The 18,041-nt window shown below is 63.4% G+C and carries 17 protein-coding genes; 7 read left to right on the top strand and 10 right to left on the bottom strand.

Features of this window, described 5'->3' with window-relative positions:
- Positions 1-22: 22 nt before the first annotated feature.
- Genes ACR9Y2_RS04915 through ACR9Y2_RS04890 form a run of 6 tightly spaced genes read right to left on the bottom strand, consistent with a single transcriptional unit; the run spans position 23 to position 6,293 of the window.
- Positions 23-565: a TlpA disulfide reductase family protein gene (locus ACR9Y2_RS04915; protein WP_435039942.1), complete on the bottom strand. Its 543-nt coding sequence runs from the start codon at positions 563-565 to the stop codon at positions 23-25.
- Between the two features lie 3 nt (positions 566-568).
- Positions 569-1,597 (bottom strand): S-methyl-5-thioribose-1-phosphate isomerase, encoded by a 1,029-nt coding sequence (mtnA, locus tag ACR9Y2_RS04910; RefSeq protein WP_435039941.1) that lies wholly within the window; start codon positions 1,595-1,597, stop codon positions 569-571.
- Complete coding sequence (locus ACR9Y2_RS04905; protein ID WP_435039940.1) at positions 1,597-2,337, bottom strand: CPBP family intramembrane glutamic endopeptidase; 741 nt, start codon at positions 2,335-2,337, stop codon at positions 1,597-1,599. The genes mtnA and ACR9Y2_RS04905 overlap by 1 nt, the downstream gene beginning before the upstream one ends.
- Positions 2,334-3,293, bottom strand: a complete 960-nt coding sequence (locus tag ACR9Y2_RS04900; RefSeq protein WP_435039939.1) for a hypothetical protein — start codon at positions 3,291-3,293, stop codon at positions 2,334-2,336. The genes ACR9Y2_RS04905 and ACR9Y2_RS04900 overlap by 4 nt, the downstream gene beginning before the upstream one ends.
- Before the next feature lie 10 nt (positions 3,294-3,303).
- On the bottom strand, positions 3,304-6,078 hold the full coding sequence (uvrA, locus tag ACR9Y2_RS04895) for an excinuclease ABC subunit UvrA (RefSeq protein WP_435039938.1): 2,775 nt from the start codon (positions 6,076-6,078) through the stop codon (positions 3,304-3,306).
- Positions 6,075-6,293 (bottom strand): PGPGW domain-containing protein, encoded by a 219-nt coding sequence (locus ACR9Y2_RS04890; RefSeq protein WP_435039937.1) that lies wholly within the window; start codon positions 6,291-6,293, stop codon positions 6,075-6,077. Before ACR9Y2_RS04890 ends, uvrA begins: the two co-directional genes overlap by 4 nt.
- A gap of 133 nt (positions 6,294-6,426) precedes the next feature.
- Between ACR9Y2_RS04890 and ACR9Y2_RS04885 the strand changes: the two genes are divergently transcribed.
- The 3 genes from ACR9Y2_RS04885 to ACR9Y2_RS04875 are packed head-to-tail and all read left to right on the top strand — an operon-like array spanning position 6,427 to position 9,494.
- Complete coding sequence (locus ACR9Y2_RS04885) at positions 6,427-7,965, top strand: hypothetical protein (protein WP_435039936.1); 1,539 nt, start codon at positions 6,427-6,429, stop codon at positions 7,963-7,965.
- Complete coding sequence (locus ACR9Y2_RS04880; protein ID WP_435039935.1) at positions 7,962-8,633, top strand: class I SAM-dependent methyltransferase; 672 nt, start codon at positions 7,962-7,964, stop codon at positions 8,631-8,633. The genes ACR9Y2_RS04885 and ACR9Y2_RS04880 overlap by 4 nt, the downstream gene beginning before the upstream one ends.
- Positions 8,634-8,636: 3 nt before the next feature.
- Entirely contained in the window at positions 8,637-9,494 is an 858-nt protein-coding gene (locus ACR9Y2_RS04875; RefSeq protein ID WP_435039934.1) for a glycosyltransferase family 2 protein, read from the top strand.
- Position 9,495: 1 nt separating this feature from the next.
- Here the strand turns inward: ACR9Y2_RS04875 and trhA are convergent, their stop codons facing one another.
- Entirely contained in the window at positions 9,496-10,152 is a 657-nt protein-coding gene (gene trhA / locus ACR9Y2_RS04870) for a PAQR family membrane homeostasis protein TrhA (protein ID WP_435044821.1), read from the bottom strand.
- A gap of 169 nt (positions 10,153-10,321) precedes the next feature.
- Between trhA and ACR9Y2_RS04865 the strand changes: the two genes are divergently transcribed.
- The gene (locus tag ACR9Y2_RS04865) at positions 10,322-11,647 is read left to right on the top strand and encodes a hypothetical protein (protein ID WP_435039933.1); all 1,326 of its coding nucleotides are present in this window, start codon (positions 10,322-10,324) and stop codon (positions 11,645-11,647) included.
- 423 nt (positions 11,648-12,070) lie between these two features.
- Positions 12,071-12,712: a PepSY domain-containing protein gene (locus ACR9Y2_RS04860; RefSeq protein WP_435039932.1), complete on the top strand. Its 642-nt coding sequence runs from the start codon at positions 12,071-12,073 to the stop codon at positions 12,710-12,712.
- On the opposite strand, the gene ACR9Y2_RS04855 is transcribed toward ACR9Y2_RS04860, so the two are convergent.
- The 3 genes from ACR9Y2_RS04855 to dnaK form a co-directional block, all read right to left on the bottom strand.
- Positions 12,709-13,119: a MerR family transcriptional regulator gene (locus ACR9Y2_RS04855; RefSeq protein WP_435039931.1), complete on the bottom strand. Its 411-nt coding sequence runs from the start codon at positions 13,117-13,119 to the stop codon at positions 12,709-12,711. The genes ACR9Y2_RS04860 and ACR9Y2_RS04855 overlap by 4 nt on opposite strands.
- Positions 13,120-13,123: 4 nt before the next feature.
- Positions 13,124-14,302, bottom strand: coding sequence for a molecular chaperone DnaJ (gene dnaJ / locus ACR9Y2_RS04850; protein WP_435039930.1), 1,179 nt, complete (start codon positions 14,300-14,302; stop codon positions 13,124-13,126).
- A 73-nt stretch (positions 14,303-14,375) separates the two neighbouring features.
- Positions 14,376-16,313: a molecular chaperone DnaK gene (dnaK, locus tag ACR9Y2_RS04845; RefSeq protein ID WP_435039929.1), complete on the bottom strand. Its 1,938-nt coding sequence runs from the start codon at positions 16,311-16,313 to the stop codon at positions 14,376-14,378.
- A 127-nt stretch (positions 16,314-16,440) separates the two neighbouring features.
- On the opposite strand from dnaK, the gene modA reads away from it, so the two are divergent.
- Together modA and ACR9Y2_RS04835 are read left to right on the top strand one after the other, a co-directional pair.
- A complete protein-coding gene (gene modA, locus ACR9Y2_RS04840; protein ID WP_435039928.1) occupies positions 16,441-17,091 on the top strand; it encodes a molybdate ABC transporter substrate-binding protein in 651 nt (216 codons plus the stop codon).
- A 9-nt stretch (positions 17,092-17,100) separates the two neighbouring features.
- Positions 17,101-18,000, top strand: a complete 900-nt coding sequence (locus tag ACR9Y2_RS04835; RefSeq protein WP_435039927.1) for a LysR substrate-binding domain-containing protein — start codon at positions 17,101-17,103, stop codon at positions 17,998-18,000.
- Positions 18,001-18,041: the final 41 nt, after the last annotated feature.

Raw genomic sequence — 18,041 nt, 5'->3', positions numbered from 1 at the left:
CTCAAATTCAGAAACCCCGAATCTACTTCTTCTTCGCCGGCGCGGCGGCCGGAGCCGCCCCACCCATCGCCTTGTCGATCAGAGCACACAGACCCTCCTCTTCAAAGCTGGCCTTCTCCGAATCGCTGTACGTCAGGTCTCCCCGCACGATGCCTCTGGCATCCACAATCAACAGCGTGGGCAGATTGATGCTCGGATTCTGAGGAGTGATCTTCAGCATCGCCCCCGTGGCTGTGCCGAAATCGAACAGTACCGGGTTTGTGACCTTGTACTTGGCGATATAATCTGCAACCGTCTGCGGGGTGTAGGGCGGGTTGACCACCGAGAGTACCGCGATCCTGTTGCCGTACTTCTCCTTCACGCGTTCCAGCGTTCGCGAAAGCGTCTGGCAGTGAGGGCATTCGGTTCTCATGATGTCGATCAGCAGCACCTTGCCGCGAAAATCGAGCACATCATAATACTTGCCGGTGGCATCGGGCAGCGTGAAACTGGCCACCCGCTTGCCGCTCAGCGGCCCCGCGATGGCGCTCACCGCGAGCACAAAGAAGAGAAGAAGTTTTTTCATGGGTTATTCCTGGGCCAGCCTCGGCAGGCTCTCCTCATAGGGTGGACGTGCGACGCCCTTTTCCGTGATGATCCCCGTCACATATCGATTCGGTGTCACGTCAAACGCCGGATTCTCCACCTGGGTATTCTCTGGAGCCACCGGCACCCCGAACACTTCCGTCACTTCCGTCGAAGGCCGCTGCTCAATCGGAATCTGGTCGCCGTGGTCCAGGGTCAGGTCCAGCGTCGAGATCGGAGCCGCGACATAGAACGGCACGCCGTTCTCCTTCGCCAGCACCGCCACGCCATACGTACCCACCTTGTTCGCGACATCGCCATTCCGCGCGATCCGGTCCGCACCCACCACCACACACCCGATGCGGCCGCTCTTCAAAAAGTGGCCCGCCATGTTGTCCGTGATCAGCTTCACCGGGATGTTGTCCTGCTGCAGCTCCCACACCGTCAGCCGCGCTCCCTGCAGGAACGGCCGCGTCTCGTCGGCGAACACGTCGATGTTCTTGCCCGCATTCACCGCCGCGCGAATCACACCCAGCGCCGTGCCGAAGCCCGCCGTCGCCAGCGCGCCCGCATTGCAGTGCGTCAGCACCGTCTTTCCGTCCGGAACCAGCGGAGCCCCGTGCGCGCCAATCGCCTCGTTGATCGCGATGTCTTCGAGGTAGACCAGCTTCGCCTCTTTCACCATCGCCTCGCGCAACGCCTCAATCGGCTGGCCCTGCAGTGAGGCATACAGCTTCTTCATCCGGTCGATCGCCCAGAACAGATTCACCGCCGTGGGCCGCGTCGCCGCCAGCGTCGAGCAGATTACTTCAAACTCAGCGTCCAGCTTCGCCGGATCGGCCTTCAGTACGCCCAGCGCGACACCCATTGCCGCCGCGACGCCAATCGCCGGAGCGCCGCGGATCACCATCGTCTTGATGGCATGCGCCATCTCTTCGTACGTGGTGCAGGTGACAAACTCCTCCACCCTCGGCAGCCGCGTCTGGTCAATCATCACCACGCCGGCATCGGTCCATTGAATGGTCTCGACCATTAGGAAAACAGTTCCTTCCTTTGAAGCAGGAATCCTGCGAAAAACGTGAGGTTGTACGTCGCATGCACCAGCGTCGACGCCGCCGTCGAGCCTGTGCGATGCCGCGTGTAACCAAAAACCGTCGAGGCCAGAACCAGCAACACGATGTGCTGCCAGCTCCAGGAATATTGCGGTCCGTGCAGCAGGGCGAACGGCAGGCTGCTTAGCACTATGCCCGCCGCGATCCCAAAGGTCCGCATCATCAGCGGCTGCAGGAACCCGCGGAAGACCAGCTCTTCCGCCAGCGGACCCAGCGTAGTGGCAAAGAATCCTACCAGCAGAATCGACATCCGCCCGTGCAGCAGCTTCTCAATCGAGTTGTCAATCTCCGGCGTCTTCAGCACCTGGCCCAGCACCGCTACCGTCACCACCAGCAGCGGACCCGCGATGATCGTCCACCCCACCCGCGGCCACGGCACCTTCCACCCCAGCGATTGCCAGAACGGCTCGTCATACCGCGTCTTCAACAGCAGGACCAGTACCCCGAACCACAGCGCATACGCCACGAACTGCAGCGTGATCGCCTTCACCGCGTCACTCGGCGGAGCAGACGCCAGCGCGAACAACCCCTTGCTCAATAGCGCCGACAGGAACAGGCACGGCACAGCCAGTGCAAACACCAGCGCCGCGTCGATCCACGACCAGAACGGGTGCGCGGGGCGCGGTGCCTCTTCTGCAAATAGGGAGCCCGGCTGCGTCATGACTGCTTCTCAATCAACAGCGCCGCCAGCAGCGGAATCATGATCTCGTGATGCCCCGTGATCGCATAGCCCTGGCCGCCCCTTTGCGCGTGCGGCCGGCTCACCACGTTCACCCTGGGCCGGTAATGCTGCAGGAAATCGAAGTTCGCCGTCGTGAACTCGCCCAGCGGATAGCCCAGGTTCCGCACCACCGAAATCGCCTTCAAAAACACCTCAGGCAGCACCACCGCGCTGCCGACATTCAGATACGCGCCGCCATCGTGCAGGGTCCGTACCAGTGAACAGAACAATCGGAAGTCGTGATGCGTCGCCGCCCCAATCGCCGCTCCATCCGCCGCCGGATGCGTGTGCGGCGTGTCCGTCCCCACCGCCACATGCACCGTCACCGGAATCGATCGCTTCCAAGCCTGGCACAACACGCACGCCTCGGCATATTGCGGTTTGACGATCTGCTCCAGGTGCGCGCCCAGCGCCTCGCCCATGCCGATGCCCTGCGCCGCCGCCGCCCGGATGGCCAGGTTCATCTCGCGGCCCGTCTCTTCGGCCGACCCGAACCGCCCGTCCGGCAGCACGTCTTCCACTTCTTCCGACGTACATCCTGCAATGCCCATTTCGAAATCGTGGATCGACGCTGCACCGTTCATCACGATGCCGCTCACAAACCCGCGGTCCATCAGATCCACGAACACCGGCGCCAGCCCGCACTTGATCACGTGCCCGCCCATGCCCCACAGGATGCCCCGGCCGCGCATCCGCGCCTGTTCCAGGGCCGCCACCACCCCGCGCAGCGACTCAGCCGCCAGCAGCTTCGGCAACCGGTCCAGCCACGCACTCAGCCCGCTGCCCGCCGTGTGCGGCACGGCCATGTGCTCGTGGCGCACCTTGCCGCCGCGCGCTTCAATCGGTACGGTGGAAAGTCCTTGGAACTCTAGGGGCTGGTGGGTGTATTTCGTCAATTCGGGTACTTCAACCAGCTTTGCCGTTTTTCAGCACTTTTTCAAGCGCACGCGCCGTGTGGCTGCGGCGGTTCTTCACCACCTGCTCCGGAGTCCCCGTCGCCACAATCGTCCCGCCCTTTTCGCCGCCCTCCGGACCCAGATCGATGATCCAGTCGGCCGATTTGATCACATCCGTATGGTGTTCAATGACCAGCACCGTATTGCCCAGGTCGACAAGCTGGTTCAACACATCCAGCAGCCGCCGCACGTCCTCGAAATGCAGGCCCGTCGTCGGCTCGTCCAGGATGTACAGCGTCTTGCCCGTCTGCCGCCGCGACAGCTCCCGCCCCAGCTTGATGCGCTGCGCCTCGCCGCCCGACAGCGTGGTCGAGCTCTGGCCCAAGTGCAGATACCCTAGCCCCACATCGACCAGTGTCTGCAGCTTCTGCTTGATCTGCGGGATGTTCTGCAGCAGCGCCAGCGCGTCTTCCACCGTCGTCTCCAGCAGGTCGGCGATCGACACGCCGTTGAACTTCACCTGCAGCGTCTCGGAGCTGTACCGCCGCCCGCGGCACACGTCGCACGGCACAAACACGTCCGGCAGGAAGTTCATCTCGATCCGCTTCATCCCATCGCCCTGGCAGGCTTCGCACCGCCCGCCCTTCACGTTGAAACTGAACCGGCCCGGCTTATACCCCCGCTCCCTCGACTCCGGCAGCATCGCGAAAATCTCGCGAATCGGTGTGAAGACCCCCGTGTACGTCGCCGGATTCGACCGTGGCGACCGCCCGATGGGCGATTGGTCGATCTCCACCACCTTGTCGATGTGCGCCAGCCCCTCGATCTTGTCGTAGTTCCCCGGCTTCGCCTTGCTGTTGTACAGGAACTGCGAAATCGAACGGTACAGCAGATCGTGGATCAGCGTCGACTTCCCGCTGCCGCTCACACCCGTAATCACCATCAGTGTGCCCAGCGGAAACTCGACATCGAGTTCCTTCAGGTTGTGCTCGCGCGCCCCGCGCAGCACCAGCTTGTTCCCGTTGCCCGGCCGCCGGAACTCGGGGATCTCCACCGCCCGCGCGCCGCTCATATACTGCCCGGTCAGCGAATTCTTGTTGGCTGCGATCTGCTTCGGCGTCCCCGCCGCCACCAGATACCCGCCCAGCCGGCCCGCCCCCGGACCCAGGTCGATCACATAGTCGGCCCGCTCAATCGTCTCCTGGTCGTGCTCCACCACCAGCACCGTGTTGCCGATATCCCGCAACCGCCCCAGCGTCTCCAGCAGCTTCTCGTTGTCCCGTGGATGCAGCCCGATCGACGGCTCGTCCAGCACGTACAAAACTCCGCGCAGCTTCGATCCGATCTGCGTCGCCAGCCGGATGCGCTGCGCCTCGCCACCCGACAGCGTCGCAGCCGACCGCTCCAGCGAAAGGTAGTCCAACCCCACCGCCGTCAGGAACTCCAGCCGGTTCCGGATCTCTTCCACGATCCGCGCGCCAATCTGCTCTTCCCGCGGCGTCAAAACCCACTCGCGCGCCGCCGGCAACGCCCGGGCAATCGGCATCCCAGTGAACTCGGCGATCCCCATGCCCTTCACCCGCACCGCCAGGCTCGAGGGCCGCAGCCGCTGGCCGTTGCACGTCGCGCAGGGCGTCGCCGACATGTACTCCATCAGGTACTCGCGATAGCCCTCGCTGTAATCCTCGAAGGCCCGCTCCAGAATCTTGATGATTCCCGGGAACCCCGTCGCTCCGTACAGCAGCGTCTGCTGGTTCTTCGGCGTCAACTCGTCAAACGGCTTCGTGATGTTGATCTTGAGCTTCTTGGCCGCTTCGCTCACCGATTGCTGCATCAAAGCCGAACTGCCGCCCGGTCCCAGCCCGCCGTCAAACAGCGGCTTCGACGAATCCACAATCACCTTGATCGGATCGAAGCTCCACGAACTGCCCAGCCCGTGGCACGTCTCGCATGCTCCATATGGGCTGTTGAACGAGAACGACCGCGGCTCGATCTCCGGCACCGATTCGCCGCAGTCCGGGCACGCCATCTTCTGCGAGTACAGCCGTTCGCTCTCGCCCGAGGGCCCGTTCACCACCACCACCGTCACCAGCCCGTTCGCCAGCTTCGTCGCCGTCTCAATCGACGCTTCCAGCCGCTTCTCCAGCCCGGGCTTCAATAACAGCCGGTCTACTACGACCTCAATCGTGTGGTTCTTCCGCTTGTCCAGCGCGATCTCTTCGTCCAGCGACCGCAGTACGCCATCGATGCGCGCCCGCACAAAGCCCGCCCGCGCGTACTTCTCCAGCTCTTTCTTGTACTCGCCCTTCCGCCCCCGCGCCACCGGAGCCAGAATCATGATCCGGTCGTCCTGCCGCAGCGCCAGGATGTTCTCCAGAATCTGCTGCGTCGTCTGCTTCGAAATCGGAACTCCGCAGTTCGGGCAGTGCGGCACGCCAATCGACGACCACAACAGGCGCAGGTAGTCGTAGATCTCCGTGATCGTCCCTACCGTCGACCGCGGGCTGCGGTTCGTCGTCTTCTGCTCGATGGAAATCGCCGGGCTCAACCCGTCGATCGAATCCACCTCCGGCCGTTCCATCTGGTCCAGGAATTGGCGAGCATACGGCGAAAGCGTCTCGACGTACCTCCGCTGTCCCTCGGCGTAGATCGTGTCGAAGGCCAGCGACGACTTGCCCGAACCGCTCAGTCCGGTAATCACCGTCAGCGTGTTACGGGGAATCTCGACGCTGATGTTCTTCAGGTTGTGCATCCGCGCCCCATGCACGGTTATGCTCTTGATCATTGCGGAGTCTTACTATTGTCCCGCATACGGCCGCTCTGCTGTTCGAACTTCCGCTTGGCCCAGTCCAGCAGCCGCCGGATGGGCGGAAAGTAGTCGGCCAGGATCACCAGGCCCGGTATCAGGAACACCCACCCCGGCATAATCGGCATGATCAGCCCGAGAACGCCAAGGAGGAGCAATCCAAACCCGGAGAGGATGCGTAGGAGTTTGGCCAAGGGAAGCACTTCCAGTTTACCATTCACCTGTCGAAAGATCGCCGCTTGCCCGTAAGTTTGCACCGCCCCCTCCTCTGCCCTGAATCCCGAAGACCCCGTAAAGTAACCATTTCCCAATGCCGATAAAGTCAACGTGGCAGAGACCGACATCCTGGCGCCCGGCGTACGCTCCCTCTCTGCCCCCGCAGGCCAGGCCGCTTACCGCCGTATCCTCATAGTCTTCGGGGCTTTGGCCGCCGTCGCCATCGCCGCCCAGCTCTACCTCGCCCTCACCGCGCCCAACGAATTCACCCAGGTCGAATCCATCATCGCCTCCCAGTCGCGCGTCTTTGCCGCGCAGGGAACTCTCTATTACGACCTCAAGGGCTACCCCTACACCGTCTGCGCCTACATGCCCGTCTTCTACCTGCTCCAGGCCGGCCTGTCCCTGCTCGGACTGCCCCTGCTGCTGGCTGGGCGCCTCATCGGGATCACCGCCCTCGCCGCCATCTTCTGGCTGCTCTGGCGCACCATTGAGCTCTATACCGCCGACCGGTTCGCCGCCGCCACTGGACTTGTTCTCGCCGGCGTCTCCCAGTTGCTGCTCTCCTGGGGCACAGTCGCCCAGTCCGACGTGCTGGCCATCGCCCTCTCTTTCGCGTCTTTCTACTGCTACGCCCGCTACCGCGTCCTCGGCCACGACACCATCCCCCTGGCGGCCCTCCTGGCCTTGGCCGGGCTCCTCACCAAACAAACCGTCATCGCCGCGCCCGCCGCCATCTTCCTGCTGCTGCTCACCCAGCGTCCGGCCAAAGCCCTTCAGTTCGCCGCCATCACCGGCGGTCTCGGTGCCGCCATCGTCCTCGGCCTCAACTACGCCATGGACGGCCGCTTCCTCGCCAACACTCTCTTTGCCAACCTCAATCCCTTTGCCTGGTACAAGTTCCAGCAGCACCTGGAGTTCGCCGCCTTCCTCGCGCCCACCCTGCTGCTCATCGTGGTGCTGGGGGCTCGCAAAGCCATCCGCGGCGGTCTCGGCGCCCCGTTCCTTTACCTCCTCTGCGCGGCCCTCGTCTTCCTCGGCACCTGCGGCAAAATCGGAGCCGGCACCAACTATCGCCTCGAGTCCACCCTCGCCCTCATCCTCTGCGCCTGCCTGGCCCTGCACGCCCTCGACTTCTTCCCGCTCTTCTTCCGCCAGAGCAAAAGCTGGGTCACGCTCCTGCTGTTACCCGTCGGCATTTACGCCGTCCAGAACCTCCGCTTCGACGTCGACAATTTCCTCAGGGAAGCCGCCTACCAGCGCGAATTCTCCCGCCAGTCCGACGCCGTCCGGCCACACCTCGCCGGCGCCAAACGCATCCTTTCCGCCGATACCAACGTCCTCATCCGCACCGGCCGCAACCTCGAAGTCGAGCCCCTCATCTACCGCCTGCTCGTCGAAGCCGGCCGCATAGACCCCACACCCCTCGATCGCGACCTCCGCGCTGCAGCCTTTGATCGCATCGTTCTGTATGAAGACGTCAGCCGGACCGCCGGCACCAACGCCGAAATCCCGCGCCTCACTCCGGCCCAGAACGCCATCATCCACGGCGCTTACCGGCTCGCCGCGCACATCCCTGGGCCCTACCTCGACGGCCTCTACCTGTACGAACCCCGCCAGAATTCGCGGCCACCACAAGGCACCCCATGAACCCCACCGTCCAACCCTCGGCGCCGGATGCCCTCGCCGCCTATCATGCCGTCCGCTTCACGCCCGACGCCCGGCGCACCGCGGTCTGGCGCGTCCTGGCGTCCTACCTGCAGCGCTGGGTCGAACCCAACGGAGCCCTCCTCGACCTCGGGGCCGGCTACGGCGAGTTCTCTCTCTCCATCCAGGCCGGCCGGAAGTGGGCCCTCGACACCAACCCCGCCCTCGCGGAATACTGGGGCCCCGGCGTCCAACCCATCCTCCAGTCCGCGCTCGAGCCGCTGCCCCTGCCCTCCGCCAGCCTGTCCACCGTCTTTGCCTCGAACTTCTTTGAACACTTCACCTTGGAGCAGGGCGCCCAGATCCTCGGCGAGATCCGCCGCGTCCTCAAACCCGGCGGCCGCTTCATCGCCGTGCAACCCAACTTCCGCCTCGAACCGCGCCGCTACTTCGACGACTACACACACCGCACACCCTATACCGACGGCGGCTTCCGCGACTTCCTGTGCGCCTGCGGCTTCCAGATCGTTCACTCCGAGCCGCGCTTCACGCCCTTTAGCATGAAATCGCGCCTGCCCACCGGAGGCTGGCTCGTGCGCCTCTACCTCGCCCTCCCCTGGCGTCCCTTTGCCGGCCAGTTCCTGGTCGTGGCCGAAAGACCGGAGCGTTAACCCATGTGGCGAGGCAAAAAAGTAGCCGTCATCTTCCCCACCTATAACGAGAAGGACTCCATTCGCGCCGCCGTCCTCGGCTACTTCGCCACCGGCCTGGCCGACGAAGTCATTGTTGTCAACAACAACGCCGCCCCCGGAACCTCGGAAGAGGTCGCCGGCACCGGCGCCCGCGAGATCTTCGAGACAAAACAGGGCTACGGCAACGCCCTGCTGTGCGGCATCGACAACACCGACGCCGACTTCCTCGTCCTCTCCGAACCGGATGGCACCTTTAATCCAAACGATCTCGTCAAGATTCTGGCCTACTCCGACGATGTCCCCGTCGTCTTCGGCACCCGCACCAGCCGCGAATTCATTTGGGCCAACGCCAACATGGGCCGCTTCCTGCGCTGGGGCAACTGGGCCGTCGCTAAGATGACGGAACTGCTGTTCAACACCACCCTGCTCACCGACATGGGCTGCACCTTGCGGCTCTTCGAGCGCCGCGCCATCCAGCGCATCCGCCCGCACCTCACCATCGGCGGTTCGCACTTCGGACCCCAGTTGTTGCTCGAGGTCGTCTCCCACGGCATCCCGTTCGTGGAGATCCCCGTCAACTACCGCAGCCGCGTCGGCGAATCCTCCGTCACCGGCAGTTTCTGGAAAGCGTTCAAGCTGGGCATGCGCATGATCGCCCTGGTGTGGGAATACCGCCTCGGCCTCGTGCGCCGCGATCGCCAGCCCTGGACCGCCCAGGATGGCAAGTCGCCCGACGAGCGTGCCCTGGTCCTGTCCGACCGTTCCATGCTCCAGTTGGCCCAGGCCCTGGCCCGGCATGAGACGGCTCAACCCGCCGCCCACGAAATCAACAGCCGCTAGCTCACCGCGCGTGCGGCAGGACGTATAACCAGACCGCCACGAAATGGCAGGCACTGCCCGCCAGCACAAACAGGTGCCACACCGCGTGCGCATACTTCCGGCGCCAGGTGTAGAACACCACCCCCAGCGTGTATGCCAGTCCGCCCGCCAGCAGCCACAGGAATCCGGTCCACGGCAGCGCCGCCAGCAACGGCCGGATCGCCACCACCGCCACCCAGCCCATCAGCAGGTAAACCGAGGTCGAGAGGATTTCCATCCGGCCGGTAAAGAAGCACTTGAAGCCAATTCCCAACACCGCCAGCCCCCACACCACCCCAAACAACGCCCAACCCCACGGACCGCGCAGCGTCACCAGCAGGAATGGCGTGTAGGTGCCCGCAATCAGCAGGTAGATCGAGATGTGGTCGAGAATGCGGAAGACCCGCTTGGCCCGCTGGTGCCTCAGCGCGTGATACAGGGTCGAACTCAGGTACAGCAGAATCAGGCTGGAGCCGTAGACCGCGCACGCCAGCACCTGCCGCCCCGTACCGCGGGTGGCCGCCGCCACCACCATCATCACCAACCCAGCCACGCTCAATGCCGCGCCCAGGCCGTGCGTCACACTGCTGGCGATCTCCTCGCCTGGCGTTGCGACGGCTTCGCCTGCCGTTTGAGAGATGGTTGCCTCCCCGGAGCACGCATGCCCCTGCTTCCATCATCCCTCTTACGCCAGGCGGTGTTGGACACGCCCCTAAGTACCATTGTTTCCAGGCGGCGCAGGGTATATCGTACGGCTCATGAGATTTGGCAGATTTAGATCCGTTATTCTTCTAACCTGCATCAGCTCCATGAACCTGCGAGCCCAGGCGCCCATTCCGCCTGTTCTCACCACCGCCCATGGAACCCTCAACACCCTCAGCCCGCTGGCTCCCGGCGGCTTCGTCATCCTGGAAGGCACCGGCTTTGCAGAGAAGGAACTGCAGGCACTCGTCGCCCCCTATCCTGCAAAACTCGCCGGAGTCCGCGTCACCGCCAACGGGTTGGCCTGCCCCCTGGTCTCCGTCTCGCCCACCCGCGCCGTTGCCCTGTTGCCCATGGCCCTCGCCGACCCCGCCGCGCCCGACGTCGCCCTGGTGCTCACCAACGACGCCGGCTCCACTGAGCCCTTCGCAGCAACCTGGGGCCTGCGGCCCGTTATCCTGACGGCCGATCGCGAGGACTCGGGCGCCGCCGTAGTCCTTGATGAAACCCTCACTCCGCTCTCCTCGGTCGCCGCCGGACAGACCGTCATCCTGCCTGTCACCGGCCTTGGTCCCACGGAACCGGCCGTTGCCGACGGTGCCGCCACTCCAGTTGTTGAGCCGCTGCCGGCCATCCTGTCGCCTGTCCGTGTATTCTTTGGCGATGCCGAGGCCCAGGTCGTCTCCGCGACCCTCGCAGCCGGCCAGGTTGCCCTCTATCACGTGAAGGTGATTGTGCCCGAAGGCGGCGACGGCTCAGTGGCAGTCATGACCGACAACCGCGAGTTGAATCGCGTCAATCTGCCCGTGCCCGCGCCCGCGGCGAATGCCACCGAGGTCAGCGGTTCCATCGAGTCGATGTTCGACGCCGCATCCATGAGCAAGGTCACCTGGTCGCCGCTCTTCACGGCCGCCAAATTCAACGTGAAGCTCACCCTTGCGCCCGGAGCGAAACCGTTCAAGATCGAACTCAAAGCGCCCGTCGGCGGCATCACCGTCCAGGTCGATCCCGCGACCGGCACCTGGACCGCCTCCGCCGGCACCCCCATCGCTCAAACGCGCCAGGGCGATTTCAGTGGCACCGGGATCACCGTCTGGGACTTCCTCGCCAATCTCCCCATGCCCGGCAGCATCGTGCCGTTGTCTCGCATGCCGGTCTACTACTTCAGCACCTTCCCGCTGCTGGCCCTGCCTAACCAGCCGTCGAGCCTCGCTGGGATGGGCCTCGTTGTCAGCACCGGCACCATTCCGGCGGAAGGGCCGCTAGTGCTCGATTCCGCTACCTTCCCGGCCGCGGTGACGGCTGGATCCTGGGTGCCTCTGAATAACGCAGTGGGCAGCCGCCCCACTGGCATCTATACCGCCGTCTATACCCTGCTGGTCGATGGTGTCGAGGTCGCCAAGGCAGGTTTTGACAATGCCGTTCAGCCCTGATTCGGGAACCCGGCCTCCCACGAAAAATCAGTTCAGCATTTTTCTCTTTTGTTATCAATGGGTTGAAAAAGAAGGCTACCTGCCCGTGGAGGTAAACTAGTCGTCGAGGGTAGAAACCGCTGGCCAGCGAGCCCTTATCGCCTCGGAGTAGGGGCGGCGTCAATTTGGCGCCGTTACTCATTCCGGGCCGTCACCCTGCGTGGTGGCGCGTCGAGAACCGGTTCTCATCTTGGGGAGCCCGAATAGAAATACGGTGGAGCGGTCAGATATGTACTGCGCTCCACCGGGCGATCAAACTCAACCTCGCGATGGGGTTTGACGAAATGGCCCCGGTCGTAGTGTGTCTACTCATTCCACCTCTCGCCCGCCTCTGTTCCCGAAGTCTTCACTGAACTATGATGATTAAGGGACTCCGAATAACACATGAATCGCACCTTTTTCTCCATTTCGGCCCTCGGCCTGCTTTCCATCGCTCTCACTGGATGCGGCGATGCAGCCCCTCCGCCCAAGAAGGCTGAAGTCGCCAAAAAGCCCATCGAGCCGGTTTCCGGTCAATCCGGACTCTTTCAGATGTTTCAGATCGCCCGCCCCTGGGCACCCGACGCCATGATCCTCAAAGTGGAAAATGGCGACATCCCCGAAGCAAAGGCCCAGCCCGGCAAATACGGCCTGTGGCGCGCCACCTTCCTGTCACCGTCCAAGAAGATCAAACGCGACTACTCCTTCGCCGTAGCCGACTCCGATGGCGGCGTCATCCAAGGACCTCGCGCAGGCGGCGAAGCACCCTACAACGCCAGTCCGCTGGTCCACCCCTTCACCATCCAGGATGTGCACATCGACACCACGGCCGCGCTCGAAACTGCTTTGAAGGAAGTAGCCAAGGATAAGGCGATGGCGAAGGCTCTGGCCGACAACAAGGACATTCCAGTCCAGTACATCCTCGACTGGACTGGCACCAATCCGAAACCCTACTGGCGCGTAGTCTTTGGCGCCTCAGTCTCGCAGAGCCTGTTCTCCATCCTGATCGACGCCGGCACCGGCGAGTTCGTCAAGAAAATGCACTAAACGTTGCGGGTTCGCTTCTTCACGGGTGCGGGTGGAGCCGTTTCCACTCGCACTACCCGCATCAGCATGTTCTTCTGCTCTGGCTCCATCGGCCGCATGTTGCGCGTAATCTCCACGTTCAGCGACGCCACAAACTGCTCAATCTGCGTCTGCATCGCCGACATCTTCTCGCGCATGTTGAGGATGATCTCGACCCCCGCCAGGTTCACACCCAGCTCCCGCGTCAGCTCCAGAATCACTTCCAGCCGCACCAGGTCGTCGTCCGTATAAAGCCGCGTGTTCCCATCGGAACGCGACGGCTTCAGCAGACCTTCCCGTTCATACATCCGCAAAGTCTGCGGATGCACGCCGTACTTATCGGCGACGGCAGAGATCATGTAAGCGGCTTTGGATCGTTGCTTCGGCACTGTGTCACACCTTCGACCAAAGGTCCGACCGCGGATCCCGCGGGTCCAGCCTGGATAACTCTTTCAACAGCTCACGAGTCCGCTCATCGCGAACGTCCGGCGCCTGGATCGAAATCTCCACAATCTGGTCGCCGCGCGAGTTCTTTCTAGAATTGTAAACGCCCTTCTCGCGCAAACGGAACTTCTGCCCATTCTGCGTCCCCTGCGGGATCTTCAGCAGCGCCCGGCCATCCACCGTCGGCACTTCGATCTTGGCTCCGAGCCCCGCTTCCGCCACCGTCACCGGCAGCACAATCGAGACATCGTCACCCTCGCGCGAGAACACCGGATGCGGTTCCACCCGGATCGTAATATACAGATCGCCCGCCGCCGCGCCCATCGTCCCCGCATTGCCCTTGCCGCCCACCCGCAGCCGCGACCCCGTCGCCGCCCCGGGCGGAATGCGCACTTCCACTGATTCGTTCTTCTGCGAACGCCCCTCGCCGTGGCACACCGGACAGACGTTGCGCAGCCGGCCCGTGCCCTGGCACTGCGGGCACGTCAGCGAAAACTTCATGGCGCCCGCCATCTGGTTGACGTTGCCCGTACCCTGGCACTGCGGACACGTCACCGACGCGCCGCCGCCCTGGCCCGACCCGTGACACGTGCCGCACTGGTCCAAACGGCTGATGCTCAGCCGGACCTGCGTCCCTTTAATGGCCTGCCAGAAGTCGATCTGCAGCGAATACTCGAGATCGCTGCCCTTCTCCGCCGGAGCATGCTGCTGCTCCCCGCGCTTGTTCCCGAAGAACTGGCTGAACAGGTCCGAAAAACTGCCGCCGCCGAAGCCGCCCGCTGCGCCGGCTCCAGCCGCACCGCCCGGTCCCGCGCCCGGATTGTACTGCTCTGAAAAATCGAAACCGCCAAACCCGAAACCCGCATTCCCGCCCGGCTGCGGTCCGCCGCCCGGAAACCCGTTTTCCGAATAGAACCCATACTGGTCGAACATCTTGCGCTTCTTGGCGTCCGAAAGGATGTCGTACGACTCCTGCACCTGCTTGAAGCGCTCTTCCGCCGCCTTGTCGCCAGGGTTCAGATCCGGATGGTACTTGCGGGCGAGACGCCGGTACGCCTTGCGGATGTCATCCGCCGAAGCGTCCTTTTTGACTCCGAGAGTTTGATAGTAATCTTTCGTCGAAGGCATGCTACACCCGCCTCATTTCAGGAAAGCCCCTCCCGGACGGAGGGGCTTTCATTTCCATCTGGCTCAGTGGCGCTTATGCGCCCGGTTTCTTATCGTCGACGTCCACGAACTCGGCGTCCACCACGTCGTCCTTCTTCGACTCCGTGCTGCCCGCACCCGCCGAAGCACCCGGCCCGGCGCCGTCGCCGCCCTGCGGAGGCTGCTGCGCGCCGGCCGCCTTGTACATCGCCTCGGCCAACTTGTGGCTGGATGACAGCAGCTTGTCCTGTGCAGCCTTCATGGCCTCCAGGTTGCCGCCCTCCACCGCCTTCTTCGCTTCCGCGATCGCCTCTTCCACGGCCTTGGCGTCCGCTTCCGAAACCTTATCGCGATGATCCTTCAGCGTCTTCTCAGCGCTGTAGACCGCGCTGTCGAGATGGTTCTTCACCTCGATCTCTTCGCGCCGCTTCTCGTCATCCGCCTTGTGCGCGTCAGCGTCCCGCGCCATCTTCTCGACCTCTTCCTTCGACAGGCCGGAGGAAGACGTAATCGTGATCTTCTGCTCGTTGCTGGTCGCCCGGTCCTTCGCCGTCACATGCAGAATGCCGTTCGCGTCGATATCGAACGTCACTTCCACCTGCGGTACGCCGCGCGGAGCCGGCGGGATGCCCACCAGTTGGAACACGCCCAGCATGCGGTTGTCCCGCGCCAGCGAACGCTCGCCCTGGTAGACCTTGATCTCCACACTCGTCTGGCTGTCGCTCGCCGTCGAGAAGACCTCAGACTTGCGCGTCGGGATCGTCGTGTTGCGCTCAATCAGCTTCGTGAACACACCGCCCAGGGTCTCAATGCCCAGCGACAGCGGCGTCACGTCCAGCAGCAGCACGTCCTTCACTTCGCCGCCCAGCACGCCGCCCTGCACGGCCGCACCTACCGCGACCACTTCGTCCGGATTGACGGTCTTGTTGGGATCCTTGCCGAACAGCTCCTTGACGATCTGCGTCACACGCGGGATACGCGTCGAGCCGCCCACCATCACCACTTCGTCGATCTGCGACGTGGACATGCCGGCATCCGTCAACGCCTGCTTGCACGGACCCACCGAGCGCTGCAGGATGTCTTCAATCATCTGCTCGAACCGCGCACGCGTCAGCGTCTTCACCAGGTGCTTCGGCCCGGTCTGCGGATCGCCGTAGATGAACGGCAGGTTGATCTCCGTCTCCATCGCCGAAGACAGCTCGATCTTGGCCTTTTCCGCCGACTCCTTCAAGCGCTGCAACGCCATCCGGTCCTTGGAAAGGTCGACCGACTCTTCCTTCTTGAATTCCTCGATGAGCCAGTCCACCAGCCGCTGGTCGATGTTGTCACCGCCCAGGTGCGTGTCGCCGTTGGTCGACTTCACTTCCACCACGCCGTCGCCCACTTCGAGAATCGAAATGTCGAACGTGCCGCCGCCGAAGTCGTAGACCGCGATGCGCTCTTCCTTCTTCTTATCCAGCCCGTAAGCCAGCGCGGCCGCCGTCGGCTCGTTGATGATACGCAGCACTTCCAGGCCGGCCACCTGGCCCGCATCCTTCGTCGCCTGGCGCTGGGCATCGTTGAAGTACGCAGGCACCGTGATCACGGCCTGCTTCACCGTCTCGCCCAGGTAAGCCTCGGCGGCTTCCTTCAGCTTCGTCAGGATCATCGCCGAAATCTCGGGCGCCGACCACTTCTTGCCGCCCGAATCCACGCGTGCATCGCCCGAATCGCCGCGAGCCACATGGTACGGCACCAACTTCATCTCCTGCGAGACTTCGTCGAAACGCCGACCCATGAACCGCTTGATCGAGTAAATGGTATTTTCAGGATTGGTGACAGCCTGGCGCTTGGCCACCTGTCCGACTAACCGGTCTCCCGACTTGGCGAAACCGACCACGGAGGGGGTTGTCCGCCCACCCTCCTGGTTCGGGATCACAACCGGTTGCCCGCCTTCCATAACCGCCACTACAGAGTTGGTGGTTCCAAGGTCGATGCCAATGATTTTGCTCATGTCGCTCCCGTCCTTCCAGGATTTAAATCTCGCGGCGTTCCAGGCGTCCATCCGCTCGCCTTTACTGCGCCTGTTCGTATTATGTAAGTTTAGTGTGTTGCTGTCAAGTTCTATTGCGGCGCAAAACTTGACCATCGCCGCCGCTGCTGACCTAACCCCTCTCGAATCTGCACTTTCAGCCCATTCTAAAACGCCCGTCACGTGGTCCTTCGGTTCTTCCGGCCTGCTCGCCCGGCAAATCCGCGCCGGCGCCCCATTTGACCTCTATCTGTCTGCAAATGAAGCCTTTGTCCAGGAATTAACCAAGGCAGACCTGCTACTCCCCGGCTCAGTTCGGGTTTACGCCTCCGGCCGGATCGGCCTCTGGTCGCACTCCGGTCACATCAGGACGCTCAAGGACCTCAGCCTGCCGGAAGTCCGCCACATCGCACTCCCCAACCCTCAACACGCACCCTATGGCGTGGCCGCCCGGGAAGTGCTGGAGAAGGCCGGACTGTGGCAACAGCTTCAGCCAAAGATCGTCCTGTCCGAGAACGTGCGCCAGGCCTACGAGTTTGGCCGCACCGGCAATGCGGACGCGGTCCTCACCTCCTGGACCCTGCTCCATGACCAGGGCGGCATCCTGCTCTCCGAAAAGGATCACAATCCCATCCGCCAATCCGGCGGCGTGGTCAAGGGAGCCAGGAACGCCAAGGCGGCCCAGGCCTTCCTCGATTTCCTGGCCAGCCCCGCCGGCCGTGCCATCCTCACCCGTTACGGGCTCTTCCCTCCGCGCTGACCTGCGCCTATGGAACTCAAGCAGCTAGCCTCCTTCGTCGCGGTCGCTGACCGGCTCAGCTTTGTGCGCGCGGCCGAGGCCCTGCATCTCTCGCAGCCGGCACTGTCCGCCCAGATCCACCAGTTGGAACAGGATCTCGGCGTCCGCCTGCTGGAACGGAACCGCCGCGTCGTGAAGCTCACCGACGCCGGCGCCGTCTTCTTATTGGAAGCGCGCGACCTGCTGGCCCGGGCGCAGGCGGCGGGCGATCGCGCGCGCAAAGCCGCCCAGGGCGAGATTGGCCGGCTGCGGATCGCGTTCGTCTTCTCCGCCGCATTGGAAGTGGTCCCGCAAATCGTGGCCGACTTCCGGAATCAACACCCCGGCGTCCGGCTGGACCTGGTGAACCTGCGCACCGTCAATCAGGTGCAAGGCCTGTTGGACGGGTCGTTGGACATCGGCTTCCTGCGGCTGCCCACCACGCACCCGCAGCTCAACATCACCATCATTCACAGCGAACCGTTCGCGGCCATCCTGCCCCCCGGCCACCGGCTGGCCGCGGAAGCCCACTTCGCACTGGAAATGCTACGGGACGAGGCGTTCGTCTCCTATGGCCGGGAGTGGGCTCCGGGCTACTTCGACGCCACCATGCGCATGTGCGCGCAAGCCGGCTTCAGCCCGCATGTCGTTCAGGAGACAAGCGAAATGTACACAGCCATCGCCCTCACCGCGGTGGGCGTGGGGGTGGCCATCGTACCGAGGTCCGTGCTTCTGGCGCATTCACACAAGGTGGAAGTCCGCCAGCTACCCGAGTCCCTGGGCGTCTCGGAGATCGGGGTGGCGACCCGTGCGGCCGAGCCTTCCAAACTGGTCCAGGCATTCGTCGATTTGGCACGGTCCCACCGGTCGCAGGAAGACGCTGTTCTGTAATCCAACTTTCCTATCACAGAGTGCCAATCATACGATTGGAC

It is taken from the genome of Paludibaculum fermentans (assembly GCF_051172195.1).
GTDB lineage: Bacteria > Acidobacteriota > Terriglobia > Bryobacterales > Bryobacteraceae > Paludibaculum > Paludibaculum fermentans_A.
This window is presented reverse-complemented; position numbering and strand designations above follow the sequence as displayed.